The 21,626-nt window shown below is 39.7% G+C and carries 19 protein-coding genes; 12 read left to right on the top strand and 7 right to left on the bottom strand.

From position 1 onward, the window contains the following. The first annotated feature begins 134 nt into the window (after window positions 1–134). The 10 genes from QE382_RS22935 (at window position 135) to QE382_RS22890 (ending at window position 10,157) form a co-directional block, all read left to right on the top strand. Window positions 135–1,385, top strand: coding sequence for an HD domain-containing protein (locus QE382_RS22935; protein WP_307187906.1), 1,251 nt, complete (start codon window positions 135–137; stop codon window positions 1,383–1,385). A 33-nt stretch (window positions 1,386–1,418) separates the two neighbouring features. After that, a complete protein-coding gene (lpxD, locus tag QE382_RS22930) occupies window positions 1,419–2,459 on the top strand; it encodes a UDP-3-O-(3-hydroxymyristoyl)glucosamine N-acyltransferase (RefSeq protein ID WP_307187905.1) in 1,041 nt (346 codons plus the stop codon). Window positions 2,460–2,598: 139 nt separating this feature from the next. Beyond that, window positions 2,599–3,999: a bifunctional UDP-3-O-[3-hydroxymyristoyl] N-acetylglucosamine deacetylase/3-hydroxyacyl-ACP dehydratase gene (locus QE382_RS22925; protein WP_209577816.1), complete on the top strand. Its 1,401-nt coding sequence runs from the start codon at window positions 2,599–2,601 to the stop codon at window positions 3,997–3,999. A gap of 10 nt (window positions 4,000–4,009) precedes the next feature. Then, window positions 4,010–4,798, top strand: coding sequence for an acyl-ACP--UDP-N-acetylglucosamine O-acyltransferase (gene lpxA / locus QE382_RS22920; protein WP_209577503.1), 789 nt, complete (start codon window positions 4,010–4,012; stop codon window positions 4,796–4,798). 17 nt (window positions 4,799–4,815) lie between these two features. Then, on the top strand, window positions 4,816–5,445 hold the full coding sequence (locus tag QE382_RS22915; RefSeq protein ID WP_307187904.1) for an ABC transporter ATP-binding protein: 630 nt from the start codon (window positions 4,816–4,818) through the stop codon (window positions 5,443–5,445). 227 nt (window positions 5,446–5,672) lie between these two features. Beyond that, complete coding sequence (efp, locus tag QE382_RS22910; RefSeq protein WP_209577505.1) at window positions 5,673–6,233, top strand: elongation factor P; 561 nt, start codon at window positions 5,673–5,675, stop codon at window positions 6,231–6,233. A 252-nt stretch (window positions 6,234–6,485) separates the two neighbouring features. Next, window positions 6,486–7,067: a 5-formyltetrahydrofolate cyclo-ligase gene (locus QE382_RS22905; RefSeq protein ID WP_307187903.1), complete on the top strand. Its 582-nt coding sequence runs from the start codon at window positions 6,486–6,488 to the stop codon at window positions 7,065–7,067. 263 nt (window positions 7,068–7,330) lie between these two features. Further along, complete coding sequence (locus QE382_RS22900) at window positions 7,331–7,762, top strand: hypothetical protein (protein WP_307187902.1); 432 nt, start codon at window positions 7,331–7,333, stop codon at window positions 7,760–7,762. A 91-nt stretch (window positions 7,763–7,853) separates the two neighbouring features. Then, a complete protein-coding gene (locus QE382_RS22895; RefSeq protein ID WP_307187901.1) occupies window positions 7,854–8,984 on the top strand; it encodes a helix-turn-helix transcriptional regulator in 1,131 nt (376 codons plus the stop codon). 438 nt (window positions 8,985–9,422) lie between these two features. After that, on the top strand, window positions 9,423–10,157 hold the full coding sequence (locus QE382_RS22890; protein ID WP_307187900.1) for a hypothetical protein: 735 nt from the start codon (window positions 9,423–9,425) through the stop codon (window positions 10,155–10,157). Between the two features lie 144 nt (window positions 10,158–10,301). Here the strand turns inward: QE382_RS22890 and galE are convergent, their stop codons facing one another. Next, a complete protein-coding gene (gene galE, locus QE382_RS22885) occupies window positions 10,302–11,333 on the bottom strand; it encodes a UDP-glucose 4-epimerase GalE (RefSeq protein WP_307187899.1) in 1,032 nt (343 codons plus the stop codon). 174 nt (window positions 11,334–11,507) lie between these two features. Between galE and QE382_RS22880 the strand changes: the two genes are divergently transcribed. Next, window positions 11,508–12,752, top strand: coding sequence for a 3-deoxy-D-manno-octulosonic acid transferase (locus QE382_RS22880; RefSeq protein ID WP_307187898.1), 1,245 nt, complete (start codon window positions 11,508–11,510; stop codon window positions 12,750–12,752). 49 nt (window positions 12,753–12,801) lie between these two features. On the opposite strand, the gene QE382_RS22875 is transcribed toward QE382_RS22880, so the two are convergent. From QE382_RS22875 to QE382_RS22865, 3 genes are all read right to left on the bottom strand, one after another. Next, a complete protein-coding gene (locus tag QE382_RS22875) occupies window positions 12,802–14,250 on the bottom strand; it encodes a glyceraldehyde-3-phosphate dehydrogenase (RefSeq protein WP_307187897.1) in 1,449 nt (482 codons plus the stop codon). Window positions 14,251–14,387: 137 nt separating this feature from the next. Further along, complete coding sequence (gene hemW / locus QE382_RS22870) at window positions 14,388–15,515, bottom strand: radical SAM family heme chaperone HemW (protein ID WP_307187896.1); 1,128 nt, start codon at window positions 15,513–15,515, stop codon at window positions 14,388–14,390. 316 nt (window positions 15,516–15,831) lie between these two features. Next, a complete protein-coding gene (locus tag QE382_RS22865) occupies window positions 15,832–17,709 on the bottom strand; it encodes a M1 family metallopeptidase (protein ID WP_307187895.1) in 1,878 nt (625 codons plus the stop codon). Window positions 17,710–17,870: 161 nt separating this feature from the next. Between QE382_RS22865 and QE382_RS22860 the strand changes: the two genes are divergently transcribed. Then, entirely contained in the window at window positions 17,871–18,728 is an 858-nt protein-coding gene (locus QE382_RS22860; protein ID WP_307187894.1) for a hypothetical protein, read from the top strand. A 174-nt stretch (window positions 18,729–18,902) separates the two neighbouring features. Here the strand turns inward: QE382_RS22860 and QE382_RS22855 are convergent, their stop codons facing one another. From QE382_RS22855 to QE382_RS22845, 3 genes are all read right to left on the bottom strand, one after another. Continuing rightward, window positions 18,903–20,321: an MBL fold metallo-hydrolase gene (locus QE382_RS22855; protein ID WP_307187893.1), complete on the bottom strand. Its 1,419-nt coding sequence runs from the start codon at window positions 20,319–20,321 to the stop codon at window positions 18,903–18,905. A gap of 11 nt (window positions 20,322–20,332) precedes the next feature. After that, window positions 20,333–21,148, bottom strand: coding sequence for a sulfite exporter TauE/SafE family protein (locus tag QE382_RS22850; protein ID WP_307187892.1), 816 nt, complete (start codon window positions 21,146–21,148; stop codon window positions 20,333–20,335). A 64-nt stretch (window positions 21,149–21,212) separates the two neighbouring features. After that, window positions 21,213–21,626 (bottom strand): DUF6691 family protein, encoded by a 414-nt coding sequence (locus tag QE382_RS22845; protein WP_293882647.1) that lies wholly within the window; start codon window positions 21,624–21,626, stop codon window positions 21,213–21,215.

Genomic DNA, 21,626 nt, shown 5'->3' with positions numbered 1-21,626 from the left:
TATTTTTAACATTTCTTAACGATGAACTAACTATCTTTGTTTTAAGTTTATACTGATGTTAACCCAGCGTTCAGGATTTGGGAGCCAGGTTTCATAATTTATAGTGTTGATGATCGCCTTAATTTGTCGCCACCTTGAACAAAAATAAAATTATAAATGATCCGGTATACGGGTTTGTTTCGATCCCCACAGGATTGGTCTTTGATTTGGTACAGCATCCTTATTTTCAGCGACTCCGCTATATCAAGCAGGTGAGTATGACACATCTCGTCTATCCAGGTGCATTACATACTCGTTTTCAGCACGCCATTGGATCGATGCATTTGATGGCGATGGCTTTGGAAACCTTAAGAAGTAAGGGTGTATTCATTTCGGACACGGAAGAGGAAGCAGCTCTTTCAGCTATTTTACTCCATGATATTGGGCATGGCCCCTTTTCCCACTCATTAGAACATAGTTTAATTGAAGGCGTTTCGCATGAGTTGTTGTCTTCGTTGTTAATGGATCGAATCAATCAGGATTTAGACGGAAGGTTGAGCCTTGCAATTACCATTTTTAATAACAAATACGAGCGCAAATTTCTTCACCAATTGGTGTCGAGCCAGTTAGATGTGGATCGAATGGATTACCTCAATAGGGATAGCTTTTTTACGGGAGTATCTGAGGGAGTAATTTCATTTGACCGTATCATAAAAATGCTCAACGTGGTAGCGGATGAGATTGTTGTGGATTATAAAGGGCTATATTCAGTGGAGAAATTTCTAATAGCACGGCGACTGATGTATTGGCAAGTATATCTGCACAAAACCGTTATTGGTGCCGAGCAGTTGCTGATTAAAATTCTGCAGCGGGCAAAATATTTGACGGCTGCTGGCCATCAACTCTTTTCTACTCCAGCTTTTCATTGGTTTTTAAGCCAACAAATCAATAAAAGTAATTTTTTGGACAACCCGTTGCATTTAGACTGGTTTACTCGTTTGGATGATACAGATATTATGTCTGCCATAAAAACATGGGAGTGTCATGAGGACCATATTCTACGTACAATGTGTCAACGGGTGATGAAGCGTGATTTATATCGCTCTGTATTGAGCAACAAACCTTTTTCGCGCGAATATATTGATTTGGTGAAAGCAAAAGTACAGGCGGAAATCGACGTGGCGATGGAGGATATTCACTATTATGTATTTACTCAGGAAATTCAGAATCGCGCGTATAATTCATCCCAGGATCAAATAAAAATTTTGTTAAAATCGGGCGAACTTGTCGATATAACGGAGGCTTCTGATCTGGGGAATTTAGAAGCACTGTCGAAAAATGTCGCTAAATATGCTTTGTGTTATCCAAAAGAGGTAGGATATGTTGCAATTCCTTCTGTCAAGTAGTTATTTTTTAATAAAAAAACATAGATTTGTACCATGCAATTTACTGCGCAACAAATAGCGACATTATTAGAAGGACGGATTGAAGGAAATCCAGAGGTTGCGGTAGGTAACCTTGCCAAAATTGAGGAGGGTAAAAAAGGTGATCTTTCTTTTTTGTCGAATCCCAAATACGAGCATTTTATATATACTACCGATGCCTCGATTGTTATTGTTAATGAAGATTTGCAATTGACACATTCGACTAAACCTACATTAACAATTATACGGGTTAAGAATGCCTATGCCGCTTTTTCTACTGTCCTAAATATGTATAATGAGTTTCGCCTTGACAAAAGTGGGCGAGAGGAACCTCATTTTATACACGACGAGGCTGAAATCGGCCAGGGGGGCTACATCGGTGCATTTGTATATATAGGCAGAGGAGCATCGATCGGTGATCATGTGAAAATTTACCCTCAGGTTTATATTGGAGATAAAGTTACGATTGGAGATAATACAACGCTCTATCCAGGAGTGAAGATTTATCATGATTGTAAGATCGGTAAAAATGTGGTGTTACATTCAGGTGTTGTCATCGGATCCGATGGATTTGGATTTGCACCACAAGAAGACGGAACATATAAAAAAGTTCCTCAGATTGGCTATGTTCAGATAGAGGATAATGTTGAGATTGGTGCCAATACCGTAATTGATAGAGCAACCATGGGAGCTACCATTGTGCGTGATGGCGTGAAGTTGGATAATTTGATTCAGATTGCCCATAATGTTGATATTGGAAGGAATACTGTCGTTGCGGCGCAGACTGGTATTTCCGGTAGTTCAAAAATCGGAGAGCATGTAGTATTGGGCGGTCAGGTTGGTGTCGTTGGGCATATCGTTATTGCTAAGGGGTCCCAAATTCAGGCCCAATCCGGAGTGAATAGATCGATCAAAGAAGAGGGCAAGAAGTGGGGCGGTACGCCTTTGATGGCTTATCAGCCACAATTGCGATCTAATGTAATCTTTGCTCGCCTTCCTGAATTGGAGAAGCGGATCCAGGAGTTAGAAAAATTAGTAGAAAAAAAATTAAAATAATTATTTTTCATTGAAAATAAGCTGTTCTTTAATTGTGATGAAACAGTAGTTTATCGTATAACTATATCATTGACCGATATAGCATTATCAATAAATGTTTTGTCAAAAGAAGTTTTGATTTAAAAATATGTTATTAGAAATGAATGTAAAACAGCGAACCATCAAAAACGAGGTTGAGATTTCGGGGGTAGGTCTTCATACAGGGAAAATTGTATCGATGACCATTAAACCCGCTCCGGAAAATCACTGGTTTAAGTTCAGACGTGTAGACTTGGAGGGGCAGCCAGAAATTTTGGTTGATGCAGATAACGTGACAGATACTTCGAGGGGGACGACAATTACTCAGAATGGTGCAAGTGTTAGTACAATTGAACATTTGATGGCGTCGTTAATTGGTTTACAAATTGATAACGTCCTGATTGATATAGATGGTCCCGAGATACCTATCTTAGATGGAAGTTCAGCTATTTTTGTAAAGCTGCTTGAAGAGGCAGGGTTTGAGGAGCAGGATGCTGACAGAGATTATTATGAGATTTCCAATAATATCCATTATGCAGAGCCTGATCGTAAAGTCGAGATATTGGGGATGCCGATGGATGGCTATAGGATGACCTGCATGATCGATTTTAACTCGCCGGTGTTGGGAAGCCAACATGCTGCGATTACGTCAATTGACGATTTTAAATCCGAAATTTCATCTTCACGGACCTTTTGCTTTTTGCATGAGTTAGAAATGTTGGTGGATCATGGGCTTATTAAAGGCGGTGACCTAAGTAATGCCATTGTTATTGTGGATAAGGAGACTTCACCTGAAGAATTACAGAAATTAGCTCATCTTTTTCATAAAGAAACCGTAGCAGTTGCTAAAGAAGGAATATTAAACAATAATCAATTACGCTACCAAAATGAGCCTGCTCGACATAAATTGTTGGATATGGTTGGAGATTTGGCACTCGTTGGGCGACCCCTGAAAGGCCATATTATGGCTGCTCGGCCGGGGCATGCCGCCAATGTTGCCTTTGCGAAAAAGATAAAGGAGCAGATTAAGAAAGATAAAACACGTAAAAAAATTAAAGTTTACGATCCTAATATGCCAGCATTATACGATACGGTAGAAATTATGAAGATTTTGCCGCATCGTCAACCTATGCTTATGGTGGATAAGATTCTTGAATTGACCGAAACACATGTGGTGGGCTTGAAGAATGTTACCATGAACGAAGATTTATTTATGGGACATTTTCCCGGAGCGCCATTATTTCCAGGCGTATTGCAAGTAGAGGCTATGGCGCAGACAGGAGGAATTTTGGTTCTTAAAACAGTTCCTGATCCGGAAAATTGGCTGACTTTATTTCTGAAAATTGAAAATGCCCGTTTTAAAGCGCAGGTAACCCCCGGAGATTCTGTTATTTTTAGATGCGATTTGATGGAGCCGATTCGAAGAGGTATCGCAAAAATGAAAGGTGTGGCCATGGTAGGAGAGAAGATCGTATGTGAAGCCGAGCTTATGGCTCAGATCGTAAGAGTAAATAACAACTAAAGTAGTATAGATGATACAGCCATTAGCTTATATTCATCCTGAAGCAAAAATTGCTAAAAATGTGGTCATCGAACCATTTGTAACCATTTATAAAGACGTCATCATTGGTGAAGGCACTTGGATAGGCTCAAATGTGACGATTATGGATGGAGCACGAATAGGAAAAAATTGTAAAATATATCCCGGTGCAGTAATTTCTGGAGAGCCTCAAGATTTAAAATTTGATGGTGAGATTACAACAGTGGAAATTGGTGATAATACAACCATACGCGAGTGTGTAACAATCAATAGAGGCACCAAAGATAGATATAAGACAGTCATTGGAAAAAATTGTTTAATTCAAGCATATAGTCATGTTGCGCATGATTGTGAAGTAGGCGATAATTGTGTTTTCTCAAATAATAGTACGCTTGCAGGACATATTACCGTGGGTGATTATGTCGTACTGGCTGGAATGGTAGCTGTTCATCAATTTGTCAAAATTGGTTCGCATGCATTTGTTACCGGTGGTTCATTGGTACGTAAGGATATACCGCCTTTTGTTAAAGCGGCGCGCGAACCTATTTCTTATGCAGGGATTAATTCAGTTGGATTAAGAAGAAGAGGATTTTCGGAAGATCAGATCGCCGAAATTCAAAACCTTTATCGAATTCTTTTTGTCCAAAATAGAAATTTAGCTAAGGCTATAGAAATTATAGAGGCTGAATATCAGGCAACAGAAATTCGGGATGAAATTTTGGATTTTATTCGGAATTCGGGCCGAGGTATCATGAAAGGATTCAATAATAGAGCGATGTAATCGCGTTATCGATTCTTGTGAATTTGAAAATTACATTAAAGGATATTGGTAGGAGGTATAACAATGAATGGATTTTTAGGCATATAAACTATACCTTTGAGTCCGGAAAGAGTTATGCCATCCTTGGCCATAATGGTTCGGGAAAATCTACTTTTCTGAAAGTGCTTTCAAGTAGTTTGACACCTTCTGAAGGCGAATTGGTCTATAACTATGGAGACGAAGTCTTAGGTGTGGATCAAGTATATCAGCAACTTTCTCTTGCAGCTCCATACGTTGAATTGATAGAGGAATTTACTTTAATGGAGCTGATTGATTTCCATTTTAAATTTAAAAGCTATCTTCCTTCTTTTGATAAAGAAACTGTTATCAGCTTATTGGGACTGGAACATGCGCTTGACAGAGAGATACGTTTTTTTTCATCCGGTATGCGACAGCGGGTAAAGTTGGTACTAGCATGTTGTTCCGCATCTTCGTTGGTCATGTTGGACGAACCTACAAGTAATTTGGATAGTTCCGGCGAAGAGTGGTACCTAACTTTAATCGAACGAACAAAACTAAAATCAAGAATAATTGTCGTCTGTTCAAACCAGAAAAAAGAATATGCGTTTTGTGATGAACATATTTCAATTCTGGACTTTAAAACCTAACTATTACTGTTTCCTTCATCTTTCTTTCACCTCGATCGCTGTGTCCTTAAACCCTAATAAATTACATTTTTAGTGTATTTACCTTCCGAATGCTAACGCTGATTTTTCTTCCTATTGAAAACAGTATTTTCCATAAAAAGTAGTGAAGGAAATTTTTATAACACAATTAGTTTTTGTATTTTTGACGACTCAATAATGAGATAACCGTTTAAAGTTCAATTCAAAGAATGGCTAAGGCATCAGAGGTAAAATCAGGAAATATTTTAAGATTTAACGGAGAATTAGTTTCCGTGGAAGAATATATACACCGTACACCAGGCAATTTGCGCGCGTTTTATCAAGCTAGAATGCGTAATGTTAAAACGGGTAAGTTAGTTGAGTATCGTTTCAGAGTTGACGAATCTGTAGAAATTGCACGCGTAGAAACAAACGATTATCAATATTTATATGAAGATGGTGAATTCTTCGTTGTAATGGATAATAGTACCTATGAGCAATTTAATATTCCTAAGTTTTTGTTTGGCGATTCAGCCCGTTTCTTGAAAGAGGGGATGACTGTCATTATAGCTTTTGAAAGTGATGAGCCTATCATGGCGGAAGCACCGAAAAGTGTTGAACTGGAAATTACATATACTGAACCGGCAGTAAAGGGAGATACTTCTACAAACGCATTAAAAAAGGCAACCGTAGAAACAGGTGTCGAGATTATGGTGCCGTTGTTCATTAATCAAGGTGAGAAAGTAAGAGTTGATACGCAAACCGGTAACTATATCGAGCGCGTAAAATAGCATAAAGATTTTAGGTTTAGGTTGATTATTCGGTCTTGTTAGCGCTCGCTACAAGGCCGTTTTTTTATCTTTATAAAGTTCAATAAAGTAGAATAGGGAATTTTTTAGTTTTTGAGAAGGTTCGACTTGATCTTATGGCTTATGTGAATGCAATTGATGTTGGGGTATCTTTGTTTATAGTTGAATGAGCCCGATGGAATGCCATCTTCAAGTTATAGAAAGCAGTTGTTTTGTCATGAAAAAATTATTGAGATGAAATCGAAGAAAGAACTTAGGCATACGTATAGAGCGAAGAGATGTCAATTGTCTATCGCCAGAGAGGCAGTCCTCAACAGCATGCTTCTGAATCAATTTATGAAAATTGATCTCTCCAAAGTGAGCCTTTTACACGTTTTTATTCCTATTGAAAAATATCACGAGCCAAATACTTACGCAATCATAAATTACCTTCAAGAATTTTATCCTCAGATAAAAATCGTTGTTTCAAGATCTAACTTTGAAGACTATTCGATGCGGCATTACCTATTTGATACGCAAATGAGATTTGAAAAGAATGCATGGGGAATATCAGAACCAACTGCAGGTGTTGAAGTTGCTCCGTCGGATATCGATATGGTTCTTGTACCCTTGTTAATTTTTGATCTTTTTGGCTATAGAGTGGGATATGGAAAAGGCTTTTATGACCGTTTCTTTTCTCAATGTAAAGTTGATGTTCAGCGTATTGGATTATCTTTTTTTGAACCGATTGACGTTATTATGGATCGAAACGAACTCGATGTTCAGTTAACTCAGGCGGTAACACCATATCATATCTATCATTTTGTCAATGAATAGTATTTACTCTCAATGATCAAGCCCTATCCCGCGCATGTTACTAGTATACGATCTGTTTTCTATAATAGCCTACATTAGGTAGATTATCCCCGATTTTGGTTTGATTTGGCCCCATAGTGATTTAATTAAAATTATTTTTTAATTTTAATGTGATTTTCAATGCCTGCGCCAATATGTCTAGATTTTTTCTAATTGTTTTTTTGTTAGCGATTATACCGTTTCACATTGTTCGTGGAATGGGACTTATGAGTTCAAACTCGTCGATGGAAGAAAAAGATTTTTATGAAACAATCATAAAAGAATCCGCCCAACATCAATCTTCCAATCTGACGTTGAGTAAATATCTTGCACCGTATTTTAGCCAAGCTGTACGAAAAAATGACAAGGCGCTTCTTGCAATCTATTATTGTTTGCTAGCCGACCAGTCTTTTAATGATGAAGGAAAGCGAAATAGCTTTAGCGATAAATACTATCTCAAAGCATTGGATCTAGATGAGGGATACAGTTATCAAAATGTGAAAACTTGGGTGAAAGTCATGTATGGCTTTTATCTTTATAGATGTTTAAAAGCATCTGAAGCTATGCCATTTATTCTTGAAGGCGAAAGAGGCCTTGAAGATGTACCGAAAGAACTGGTGTTAGATATCGTACAGACCTATAAAAAGCTTGGTTATTTTTTTTGGGACCTTGGGTGATTATACTTCTGGAATCAAGTACTTGAACTTAGGCCAACAACAGGAAATAATTCTGCCTAGATTGAGGGCCGAAATTCTAGACAATTTAGGGATGTTGACGCTTAAAAGTAGAGGGGATACAGTGCAGGCCATGAAAAATTTTGAACTAGCTCAATCCTTGGCTCTTTCAGAAAATGACTCATTACGTTACGCGAAAATTTTGGGCAATCAAGCCGCTGTCTTTGAAGGCATGAAAGACTATCGTAAGGCCTTATCACTGTTGGAAAAGGATCTTGAAATTTCTAGATCAATAGGTGATAAACGAAATACGATTTTTGCCTTAATGATGCAGATTAGAATAAATATTGCCAGGCAAGAAATAACTGATGTTCCTCACATGATTAGCGAGGCCGAGTTGCTTTTATCAGGGTCGGATGATAAGAAGACAATATTGGAACTTGAAATTCATAAATTACATTTGGCCATTCATAATCAGGAAATTGGGCATGAACTAGATGCGCGTAGGAGGATTGAACGCCTGCAGGACTCGTTACGATTTCTCGATGGAGATCCTGTATTATCCCAATTGAAATTTATGGCGGATAAACAGAAATATGCGGATAAATTATCTTTAGCGCAGGCGGTAATTAAGAAAAAGCAAGCCGAAAGAAGACTATGGCTCATATTAAGTTTATTGGTATTGGTATTATTTTTCTTTGTTTACAACGCCGTTCGCTATCGGGCAAGAAAACGTATTCGCGATTACGAATATCAGCTACTCAACCTGAAGTATACAAAGGCTGAACTCGATAGGGAGCTAATGAGTTCAAAAAGTCAGGTCGAAGAATATGTGGCTTATCTTAAGCGGAACAATGAACAGATCAATGTGCTCTCAGCATTACTAGAAGAAAAGGGCAATAATATTGAAAGAGATCGCGAGGAGCTTAAAATCTTATTGCAGTCGCATTTGATTACAGAGGAAAAATGGCAGGAATTTAAGCTGCTGATTATGAAAGAATTTCCTAATCTATTACAAGAGATACAATCTAAATTTTCCGATATCACCGAATCCAATTTACGTGTCATTGTACTGATGAAATTGGGACTTAATAATAAGGAAGTCGCCAATGTTTTAGGGGTTACTCCAGATGCGATCAAAAAATCGATGCAGCGTTTGAAAAAAAAACTTGGAAATCAGGCTGGGGTGCTTATGGAATACATATCTGACAAAGAATTTGTTTAAATGGGCGCGATCACTAGTGGAGGAGTCTAAATTAATACGCTTCTTGATGAATCATATGAATACAGATGACTCAACTATGGGATCTCTCAAAAAGCTATAGTATAGCGTAGTTAAGGCACTCTAGTTTCGGCCTTCGGATGACAGAGCCCTTTGATAGGGGGCAAGTTAAGACCATGTTATTGCCAAGTTCGCCCTGTAAACAGCTTGAGTGTAGAGTGAGTCCACCTTGAGTCCACCTTTTAAGGTGCTTTCACTGTGCCTGCATGTTTTTTACTAATCGGGAGCAGGGCGAGCACGGGGCGAACTTGTCCATACGCTATTCACAACAAAGTCCCCTGAAAATTACAAGATTTACAATTGTCATTTTACTCAAATTTGGAAATCCTTAAAAATCAACAAGATGCTTGACAACAGGGCTTTGCTGTGGTATCTTTAGGTATGGGAATAAATGATAATGGATTTATCAGGGGCCTGGTCGGTCCGCTGGTGAATAGAAAAGTTGGCAATAAAAACTACCTGCAGAGCAGACCACATCGTGTCAAACAGACTGATGATACCAAAAGAGCTGGTAAAGATTTTGGAAATGTGAGTCGTGCTGGCGCACTGATCCGGATGTGTTTTGGCGAAATACATCAAGGGCTTCATGATGGGCAGATGGGCAATCGGCTAAATAGGCAGATCTACCGGGCAATAAAAACAAATCTTGAATGCGAAAAGGGAAGCTGCACACTGAGCAACAGCATATTGGATAGATTGGTGAATTTTCAGTTCAATGAAAACTGTCACATGCAGGATTATTTTTTAATCGATCCGGTAGTTTCCCTGAACAAGAAGAAAGATCTTAAAATATCATTTCCGGAGTTTGATATCAAAAGAGCGCTGGTCCTTCCTGAAAAATGCAATGCGGTGGTATTCAAATTTCACGCGTTCTCATTCAACTTTGATGAGTTTGAGCCCACAGAGATAAAAGAGGTAGAATGGGAATACGATATTAAGTATAGAGAGAATGTGATACCGGCAAAAAACTTGATCATTAAATGTGGCGATTTTGCCGTTAGTTCAATATTTGTTGGATTTACCATGCTCTATCTGGAAAAAGGGAGCTATCGGTCAAATGTACTCAATGAAATAAATTTTAATCCAGCTTCTGTTATGGCTGCTTTTCAGCTTTGAGATGGATAAGACGAGCTGCGGATCGGGGAGTTTGTTCTGCAAAAAGAGAAAGGATCCAAACAATCCAATTTACTATGACCAAAAATATGACCGTCTCAGTTCCCTGGACGGTCATATTAAATGTAGCGTTCAATGGCTTCCTATTTAATCCAGTGGATTTTCTTTCAGATTTTTTTCCCAAGCCCAAGCAGAAGCCATCATTTCATCAATCCCCAGTTCGGCTTTCCAATGCAGTTGTTCCGCAGATTTGGTCACATCACCATAAACCTTGATGACATCGCCATCCCGTCGTGGGCCAATTTCATAATTCAATTTTTGACCGGATGCTTTTTCAAACGCTTTGATGGCTTCGAGAACTGAATACCCCTTGCCGGTACCCACATTGAATACATCATATTTCCCGTTCGGATTTCCTCTGTCCAATAAATTGATTGCTGCAACGTGTGCTTTTGCCAAATCAACCACATGGATATAATCCCTTACGCACGAGCCATCTATGGTGTCGTAATCGTCACCGAAAACTGTTAGTTTTTCTCTTTTACCGATCGCGGTCTGTGTAATGAATGGTAATAAATTCTGAGGCACACCGTTTGGCAATTCGCCTATCAGTGCGGACTCATGCGCTCCAACGGGATTGAAGTAGCGCAATGCAATAATATTATAGTTATCGTATGCAGTAGCTGTTTCTTCGAGAATTTCCTCCGCAATTTGTTTGGTATTACCATAAGGGGAAGTAGCTCTTTTGACAGGTGCACTTTCATTGACGGGAAGTGTATCTGGTTCGCCATATACAGTACAGCTTGAAGAGAAAACAAAATTAATCGGCTTATTTTGATAAGCTTCTAACAAATTGATTAACGAGAAAAAATTGTTGTGGTAATATTTTAAAGGTTTTTTGACAGATTCGCCTACAGCCTTTGACGCGGCAAAGTGGATAATTCCTGATATATCCGTATTTTCTTTAACAAATTCGTTCACAAGGTTTGTATCGCACAGGTCAAATTGGTGAAATTCAGGTTTAACCCCGATAATCTTCTCAATCTGATCCAAAATCTTGATGTTTGAATTGGATAGATCGTCTATGATGACAGGTATGTATCCTGCTTGATGTAGTTCGACTACGGTGTGCGAACCGATGTAACCCGTTCCTCCTGTGACTAATATTTTTTTGTTCATTATTTTTGATTATAGTAAGTAAAGTCTTTCTGTCTTGCAGGTAAGGCAAAATATAAGATATGGTTCCCTATGTTTCGGCACGCGGATAATTTTGATTTTTATTTTCCACTCATGGCTTCCTTTTAATGAAATGGGTTTAATATCTTTGACTAAGATAAACATTATTTTAAAAACATGCGTTTGCTTTATTCAATTGGAATCGTTCTTTATGGACTCTTACTGCGTATTTTAGCTCCTTTTTATGGTAAGGCCAGGCTCATGGTAACAGGGCGGAAAGACTGGTATAAAATGATGAAACAAACGGTTGATTCTACCCAAAAACATATCTGGTTTCATTTTGCTTCGTTGGGAGAATTTGAGCAAGGAAGACCTGTTTTAGAGTCTGTAAGAAATACGTATTCTGATCATAAAATAATTGTAACATTTTACTCTCCCTCGGGCTTTGAGATCCGAAAAAATACGGCTTTGGCCGATTATGTGTTTTATCTTCCCTATGATACTGCACAGAATGCGCGACTTTTTCTTGACCTCATCAACCCAAGCTTCGCCGTATTCACGAAATATGAATATTGGTATTATTTCTTTGAGGGTCTGTATAGACGAGGCATTCCTTTGTTTTTGATCTCAGCAATATTTAGACCCGATCAGATCTTTTTTCAGACATATGGTAACTTTTTTCTTCAGATTTTAGGCTATGTGACTTACTTTTTTGTGCAAAATGAAGAAAGTGTCCGTCTTTTAAAAGAATTTGGGATACGCAACGCCGGGCTTGCCGGAGATACCCGATTTGATCGGGTAGTAGACCTCCCTAAAAGTAAGAAAATGATTCCTGAGGTCATCCAATTTGTTGGTGAACATCCAACGTTGGTGGCTGGAAGTACCTGGCCACAAGATGAACAAATGCTAAGAGAATTGTTTGCGGATTATCCGGCCTATAAACTCATCTTGGCTCCGCACGAGATTCATGAGTCACATTTGGCGAGTATTTTCGCTCTTTGGCCAAATGCGCTCCGCTTTTCGAATATGGCTAGTTATGATCCTGTTACAATAGCAGATGCTCGTGTATTGGTTATCGACAATATCGGTATGCTTTCTTCCTTGTATGGTTATGGCCAAATAGCCTATATTGGTGGTGGATTTGGGGTGGGGATACATAATACGCTGGAGGCCGCAACTTATGGCATACCGGTTCTATTTGGTCCAAATTTCAGAAAGTTTCAGGAGGCGAAGGATCTTGTACAGAATGGTGCGGGTTTTTCTATTGAAAGTGTTAGAGAACTCCATAAAGCTTTTGCTGCTCTTCAAGATTGCGGTTTCCGCCAGGAAGCGGGAAAGTTGGCCCGTGAATACGTGCTGCAGAACGCTGGAGCAACACCAATTATTATGAAATACCTTAAAAGTAATCTTGTTAAAGTATAAGCTTAAAGTATAAGCGGCGGCTGTACAGCTACCGCTTATGTTTTACAGTTTAATAGTAAGTATATCTTCTTACACCGGTTATATGTCGGGATAAGCGCATTACCTGATGTGAGTATCCATATTCATTATCATACCAGATATACAGAACAATGTTTTTGCCATCCGCAGAAACTATTGTTGCCGGAGCATCGACTATAGCAGCGGCACTGGTGCCAATGATATCCGATGAAACAAGTTCATTGTTTTTGGAAAACATAATCTGTTCAACAAGGTTACCCTGCAGCGATGCCTTTTTTAAAAGGGTATTGATGTCGTTGACCGTAGTTTTGGATTTGATTTGAAGATTTAATATCGCCAATGACCCATTTGGGACGGGAACACGAATAGCGTTTGAAGTCAGTTTGCCCGTTAGCGAAGGCAACACTTTTGCAACGGCATCCCCTGCTCCAGTTTCGGTGATGACCATATTGAGTGCGGCTGCCCTGCCCCGTCTGGATTTCTTGTGCATATTGTCGACAAGATTCTGGTCGTTGGTATAGGAGTGTATGGTTTCAATATGCCCTCTATCTATTCCTATTGTATTTTCAAGTACAGCTAAAATGGGAGATATCGCATTAGTGGTACAAGAGGCCGCGGAAAAGATCTTATGTTTTTGCAAATCGCTATCATTTTCGTTGACCGCATATACGATATTTGGGACCCCTTTCCCGGGAGCTGTTAATAATACTTGTTCGGCGCCTTTGGATTTCAGGTGGCGACTAAGTTCCTGCGCATCGCGAAAAGCCCCTGTATTGTCGATGATTAAAGCATTTTCTATACCATAGACTGTGTAATCAATATCCTCGGGTTGTTTTGCGGAGATCAGATGGACGGTAATTCCATTGATGACGAGTGCCGGATTTGCTATATCGGCCTGCACATCGCCTTCGAATGCACCGTGTATGGAATCCGTTTTTAATAGTGCCGCTCTTTTCAGGATCGATTTGCTATCATTGACGTCGCGAGTTACAATGGCGCGGAGACGAAGCTGCTGTCCCGCACCGGTGTTAAGCATAAGTTCGCGGGCCAGTAAGCGGCCGATACGACCAAAGCCATAAAGCACCACATCACGTGGCTTCAATTTCTCCTGTTGATGCATGTCCTGTAACTCCACAGTGATGAAATTGTGTAGGTCATTAGCGGAAAAGGTTTTTTTCTTGGCCTGTAAAGTGAGTTTCCCAAGGTCAATACGAGCGGGAGAAAGTGGCGATTTTTCCAATAGCTGTGCGATTTGCAGTGTGTCAAGAATGTCGACCGGCTCGTCGGTAAGCAGGGCACTTTCCTGAATCAGGTTTAGGATAGCACTCGGTTTTGCATCAAAGAGTCGATTTCGAAAGAATACGAGCTCTACGGCGTGGTTATACCACAGGTTGCTGACAATTTGAATTAAGTTTACGGCAGCATTATGTTGCTCTCTGTAACTTTTGATCTCTAAGTCAAAAGATGGCTTGTGTGACATAATAATTTTATAATAGATTATGTTACAAACATAGGACAAAGTAGGTAGAAAACTGTCTTAAATTTCCATTTTCACAATTTTTAGCGCTAAATCGCTTTTTGTATTAATGATTTTATAAAATATAATATATTTATTTGCTAATATTCTATTATAAATAAATCAGACATGATACGATCGGCCATTAATTTGCCCGCATCTGTTAAACGTAAGTTGTTTGGCTCCAAAATAAGATTCTTCGCTGCTATAAATGGTTCAGCTTCTTTTAAGACGCGATCTTTAACGGATCGTCCAAACTTACTTTCCAGTGCAATTAGATCTAGTCCCCACATGGTTCGCAACGATGTCATGATATTTTCATTGATCTGGTCAAGCGTGGAAAGCTCCTCAATTTCCAGGGGAAGTTGATCTAAATTAATGGATGTCATATACTTCGCATTATTAGAAACATTCCAGGACCTTGAAGTTCCATTGAATGAATGAGCTGAAGGGCCGATGCCAAGATAATGTTTGCCTTTCCAATAATTTGTATTGTGACGAGCATAAATGCCGTTTTTTGCAAAATTGGAAATTTCGTACTGCTCATATCCCGCGGATTTCAAGGTATGAATAAGAAGACTCATCTGATCAGCTGCCTGATCAGAATCTATGGCTGGAGTTATCCCTTTTTTTATGAAGTGGTCTAATGCTGTTTTCTTTTCCACAGTCATGGAGTAGGAAGAAATATGAGGAATTTCAAAGTCAATCAGTTGTTGCATATTATGACGCCATTTTTCCGTTGTCAATAACGGATAGCCATAAATAAGGTCACAGGTAATATTTTCAAAGCCTGCATCTTGCACGCGCATTATCGATGCGACTGCTTCCTGTTGATTATGCGCTCTGTTCATCCATTTGAGATCTTCCTCAAAGAATGACTGTATACCTATGCTGAATCGATTGATTGCTGTATTCCGCAGACTGTTTACTTTGGCGGCATTTAGATCGTCTGGATTGGCTTCTAGTGTAATTTCAGCGTGATTTGCAATATCAAAATGCTTCGCGATCGTCTCGATGATCCGCGCGATCTCATCCGCTTCCAATAAGGACGGTGTGCCGCCCCCAAAATAGATAGACTCGATCTTTTTGTCTTCCAAATACACTGCTCTAAGCGCAATTTCCCGTTTTATAGCATTGATCATCTCGCTTTTGTACTGAAGTGAAGTGCTAAAATGGAAATCGCAATAATGGCAAGCCTGTTTACAGAATGGGATATGGACATAAATCATAGGTACAAATATACCAAGACCTAATCAACTTGGCTCTTTATTCGTATGATTTCTTCTCCTATAGACTCTTGTCGGCGCAATACGTGTTGTATTTCACTGGATAGCCCTTAAAAGTAGCCATCCATGTATTGGCTTTAGCGTAGGATGAATATTTTATGAACTCCATCACGGGCAGCCAAGCAAGATGGATTTGCGATGGAGGGTATACAATTTGCGACGAAAGTGTCCAAATAAAAAAACAGCTTCCAAACCGTATGGAATATACTTGGATTGGAAGCTGTTTTTTGTCCTTTATGCTGCGATAGCCTGTGTTTCGTTATTTGCTAAAGGTGTTATTTGACGATTCTACATCTGCCAAGCGCAGTGAAGGATCAATTGTTACTGCTTTTGGTGTCTTTGATAGCGGAATGGTATAATCGGGTTTCGTCCAGAACCAGTCTTCGAGCACGGTTCTTTTAACACCTTTGTAAATGTCAAAATGTTCTTCCGGTTTTTCTCCACGCATTTCACGCAAAGGGATATAAAAGAGTTCCTTGCTTCCATCGGTGTATTCTACGAGAACATCCAGTGGCATGGCAAAATTAGACTTGTTAGCCAAAAGAATTTCTTTATCTGTTACTTTTTCAATGGCGTAATCGATTTGACGGGTGGTATTGATAAACAGGTTGAAATACCATTTCAGGTTGATCCCCGAAACTTCTTCAGCAACGCGTTTGAAATCATTAGGGGTCGGATGTTTAAACTTCCAGAGATCATAAAATTTCAGAAAGGTTTTCTCTAAGTTTTCCTGTCCAATAATATAACCCAGCTGCTCTGCAAGTACAGCACCTTTGTTGTATGCTTCGTTGCTGTATCCATAATTGGTGTTATAATAATCTGCCAATAAGCTCATGGGTTCTTCTTTACCAGAAAGCGCTAATTTGTAATAACCACGGTAAGCTGCAATTTGCGGGTTGGATGCTATGGCTCCTTTTTTTTCAAAGATATGCTGCATGGCAAGCTCTTCGACATAGGAGGTAAAGCCTTCATCAAACCACTCATCTACAGTTTCGTTGATTCCAAATAATTGCTGGTACCAAGAGTGTGCTGATTCGTGGAATATTACACCAACAAGGCTTTTTAGATTGCGTCCACCGGTGATCAGGGTAGCTGTACCATACTCCATTCCCCCATCGCCACCTTGAATGATGGTATATGTTGGCCAAGGGTATTTTCCAAACTTTGCACTACAAAAATCGAAGAATTCGGTGGATAGACCTATCGTTGTTTTCCAATTGGATATCACTTCTTTGTCGGTTGGCAAAAATACGGTATACACTTTTATTCCGTTTTTACTTGAAGCTGAATCTACGACAAACTTGGGATCCGCGGCCCATACAAAGTCATGGATATTTTGGGCCTTATAGTGCCAGGTGGCTTTATTGCCGTCTAATTTTATCTTTGCCTTCGGTTGATAGCCTTTCACCTCTGCTGGGTTCTGAAGAACACCTGATGCACCGACTACATAATTTTTGTTGAGCCGTATGGTCACATCGAAATTACCAAAGGGAGCAATGAATTCACGGCCTGTATATTCATCTAAATGCCAGCCGAATTCGTCAAATTGAGCCATTTTTGGATACCATTGCGCCATAGAGAGTGCTACTCCTTCGGCAGAATTTCGGCCAGTTCTTCGGATTTGTTCTGGCACTTGGGCGGTCCACTCCATGTCAAAACGGGCTGTTTCGCCATCTTGTATAACCGACGGTAGAGTGACCTCCAAGATGGTCCCATCAATTTTAAATGAGGTATGAGCCCCATTCATCGTTAAGCTTTTGATTTTTTGATAACCTATTTGATTGGTTTGGAGCTCTCCGATACGGCTTTGATATATTGGTTTTTCTTTCGTACCTACATTAATCACCATGCGCTTGTCGGGATCACTGATGTTTTTTAAGCGATAATCCATCATCGATCCTGGTTGAAAAGCATTGAAATATAGATGGAAATAGACCTTTTTTAGGGACTGACCTGAATTATTGCTATACTTCAAGATCATTTTTCCATCGTATTGATATGCTTTTTCATCCACGTTGACGTCCATTTTGTAGTCAACTTTCTGTTGCCAGAATCCTTTCCTTTGGGCCTTCACTACTGCCCCCCAAATATTGAATACACAGATAAGTGTAAAAAAGGATATAATTTTAATTTTCATGTCTCAAACTTACAAAATTGTCTCAATAAATGGCGCTTATAGGTGCTTGATGACGCTAATGTCATCAAATCTTGACGAAAATCTACCATTGGTTGTGGAATTGGCTTGGTTTTGGTTATGGGATTTATTTATTGAGTTAAAATCAATTTTACTTTTTATTTATGGATAATCTATATTATAAGCCCTCTGGAAAGGCTCCTGTATTGGCTATTGTCGGCTCCCTGATCCTAGGTACTTTGGGTGCCATTGTATTGGCTATTGTTTACATTGCTTTACAATGGTTTATACCCATTATTTACTTTAATGTATTTATTACCTTAGGTTTTGGTGCTGGAATATTCTATGTGCTGAATTTTTGTTTCAAACAATGGAAATTAAGGAATAGGGGGATAGCCATTTTGATCACATTAATGGTCGCCATTTTAGCCTTTTATGCACAGTGGGCTTTGTTTGTATCATTAATGTACAATGCGGAAGGAACAATGGGCGGAGATACCTGGGTAAAATCGTCTTTTAATCTTGAAGGTTTTAAAGCTTTTTTCTTACACCCGACATTTATTTGGGAAGCGATGCAAGGTTTAAATGAAGTAGGTACGTTTACCCTGAAAAAGAGCCCGGTTTCGGGCGGTATGTTGTGGGCCGTGTGGGCTATTGAAATGGGTATTATATTGATTACTCCAATCATTATGGCTTTCCGCGGCATCACTATCTATCCATTTTCTGAAAAAGACGAAGTATGGATGAATAAACGCGCTTTGCCGGGAAGGTTAAAGTATGTGGCTGATAAAGATGCCGTAGTCAGCTCGTTGGGCAACCATGATTTTGCCTATGTATACGACTATCTATCGGAAGAAGAAGAACATCTCTCTTTCGCCACCGCTGAATTATATGAATCTGAAACGGACGACCATCAATATTTGACGATCTATAATCATCAATTTACGGAAAAGAAAGGCAAGCTGGAAGAAAAGAAGGATGAGGTGATTGAGTTCTTGCGAATAAACAGAAATAGTTTGTAGACTAGTTGGAAAGGTAATCTATTCGGGTGCCTTTCGGCTCTGCTTCGCCTTTTGTTCGCGCCTTGTTCGCCTTGCGTACTCGTTTTCTCCACCTTGCTCCCACTGTGCGCCCACTTATTCGGTGGACGCACAGTGGGAGCAAGGTGGGCGGACAGTGGGGGAACTCCGAACCAGTTACGAATAAGGGGCGAATGAGTCGGCAACAAGAATACCGCCCTTTGCTTTCCATTCATTAATAGAAGGGCTATAAATTTTGACTTCCTTAATACCATTTTTCGCCAATATAGATGCCGCTATGGTTGCCCGGTCTCCCGATTGACAGTGGAGATACAGCTGTTTACTTTGGTCAACTTTGCTGAGGTTGTCCTCAATTGTTCCAACAAAGAGATGTGTTGCATTCGGTAAATGGCCCTCTGCGAACTCACTGGCATTGCGCACGTCTAGAATTTGCGTGTCAGATTTGTCCAAAGCGCTCTTCATTTCTTCAAACCCGATGAGCTGTTGATGCGCTAATGCGATGTCTAAACTGGGGATTGCATCCGGTGTAATATATCCGGTAACGTGATCCAATCCGATGCGCATAAGTTTACGTGCAACGTCCTCCAATTGGTTTTCTTCTACAATGAGTATAAAAGGGTCGGAGTAATTAAGTATCCAGCCTGCCCAAGTATTAAAAGTCTTGTTGTTTTGAATATTGACGCTACCTGGCAGATATCCCTTTGCAAAGTCGGACTTGTGTCGTGTATCAATGATTGTTGTTCCTTCGTGGTATAAATCAAGAAAGGCATCATTCGTTAACCTATTGTATCGAGGTACTTCCGTTTGTAACGGCCGCACTATTCTGTTGAGTTTTTTCATCATGGCAAAGTAGCGTGGTGGCTCGGGTTGTCCTGATAAGAGCTCATCCACGAAAGCTGCTTCATTGTTTTGGTATTGAAGTGCCCAATTCCGTATTTTCTCATAACCAACGGTCGAACTAGGAACGGCGCCGAGTGCCTTTCCACAGGCGGATCCGGCGCCATGAGCAGGCCATACCTGAATATGATCGGGTAAAGTCAAGAAATGTTGCAACGAACGGTACATTTGCTGTGCTCCAATCTCTTTGGTTCCGATCATTCCAGCCGCATTTTCCAATAGATCAGGGCGGCCAATGTCGCCAACAAATACAAAGTCACCAGTAAAAATCATAACAGGTTCCATCGTTGCCGGTGTATCGACCAATACAAAACTAATACTCTCAGGTGTATGTCCGGGAGTATGGATAACCTTGAAAATAAGGTTTCCAACTTGAAATTGATCGCCATCTTTTAATCCTTTATGTGGAAAATCGTATTGCCAGTCCGCCCCACCTTCATCGGATAAAAAAGGTTGGGCACCTGTTAATGCGGCCAATTCCAGTGTGCCAGATAGGTAATCGGCATGGATATGTGTTTCCGCAATATGCGTTATGGTCAGATTATTCTTTTGTGCAATCTCAAGATAGGTATCTACATCTCTTTTGGGATCAATAACAATAGCTACTCCTTTTGCCTGACAGCCAATGATATAACTCGAATGAGCAAGAGATGATTCAAAAATGTGTTGAAAAAACATAACGTGTGATTTTAATGATTTACAAATTGCATAAGTTCGAAAGCAAAGATTAGGGTGCCGATGCTAATTAAAAAATATCCAAAAATACCTTTCAATTTAACGGCATCTAATTTATCTTTCCATTTGGAACCAATTTGGAGGCCTATTAATGTGATTAATGTAAAGGTTACTAATATAAACCAATTCATATATTGTAAGAAATGATAATTCGCGATCAAGCCGAATGACGCGTTTAATCCGATTATGAACAAAGAAGTGGCAATAGCCTGCTTCAGTGGAATCCCTAAAAGTAATACTAGGGCTGGTACAATAATGAATCCACCTCCTGCACCGACCAAGCCCGTCATAATGCCAACCAGTGAGCCGACAAGGATAACGTTGAAAATTTGTGCAGGTCTACCTTTGAATGTTGCGTTCTGTACCTGTTTTTGTCTTCGTACCATCGCAGTCGCAGAAATTAATATCACGATTGCGAACAATAGCATGATGATATGGTTTCTGGAAATCTCCATACTCCCGATGTTGAATGACTCGGGTATAGAAACGAGAAGATAGCGCTTGGTGAAATAGACTGAAATTAGCGAGGGAAGTAGAAAAATAGTTGTGGTTTTCAAGTCAATTTCCTTCTTTTTTAACGGATAAATTGATCCGACCAAGGCTAATATTCCAATAGAAAACAGCGAATAGTCCAATGCATATTGAGGTTCAATATGGAAGATATAGACAAATATGGGGAGTGTTAGGATGCTTCCGCCGCTACCCATTAGGCCCATAGATAGCCCGACGACTACAGCTAATGTAAATCCAGCTATAAATATTAATTCCATTTTCTGTTGCTAAAAATTTAATTTTTGATGGCGTGGGCTTTCAAAATAGTAGACTACCTGTAGGTCAATGGGGCAATTTGTTGCGCAAGATACCGTAAATCCATGTACCCAATAAGGCAAACAATAGTACAATGCCAATCGTCCAGTAACCGGCCCCGATCAAAGCAAACATGGGGCCTGGGCAAGCACCAGTCAGCGCCCAGCCCAAACCAAAGATTGTGCCGCCCACCAGATACCGGGTAATGCTTTTATCTTTATCTGCAAAGGTAATGTGCGCTCCGTGGCTGTCCTTAATTTGTTTCCTTTTAATGATCTGTACAATAATAATGGCTGTTGTTAGCGCTGTTCCAATGATACCATACATGTGAAAGGAGCGAAATTGAAACATTTCGTATATTCTGTACCATGATGCTGCTTCCGACTTGTATAAGATAATGCCAAATAATATGCCTATTAATATGAATTTTAACGCTTTCAT

Origin of the sequence: Sphingobacterium zeae (genome assembly GCF_030818895.1) — a bacterium.
In the GTDB taxonomy this organism is placed as follows: Bacteria; Bacteroidota; Bacteroidia; order Sphingobacteriales; family Sphingobacteriaceae; genus Sphingobacterium; species Sphingobacterium zeae.
This window is presented reverse-complemented; position numbering and strand designations above follow the sequence as displayed.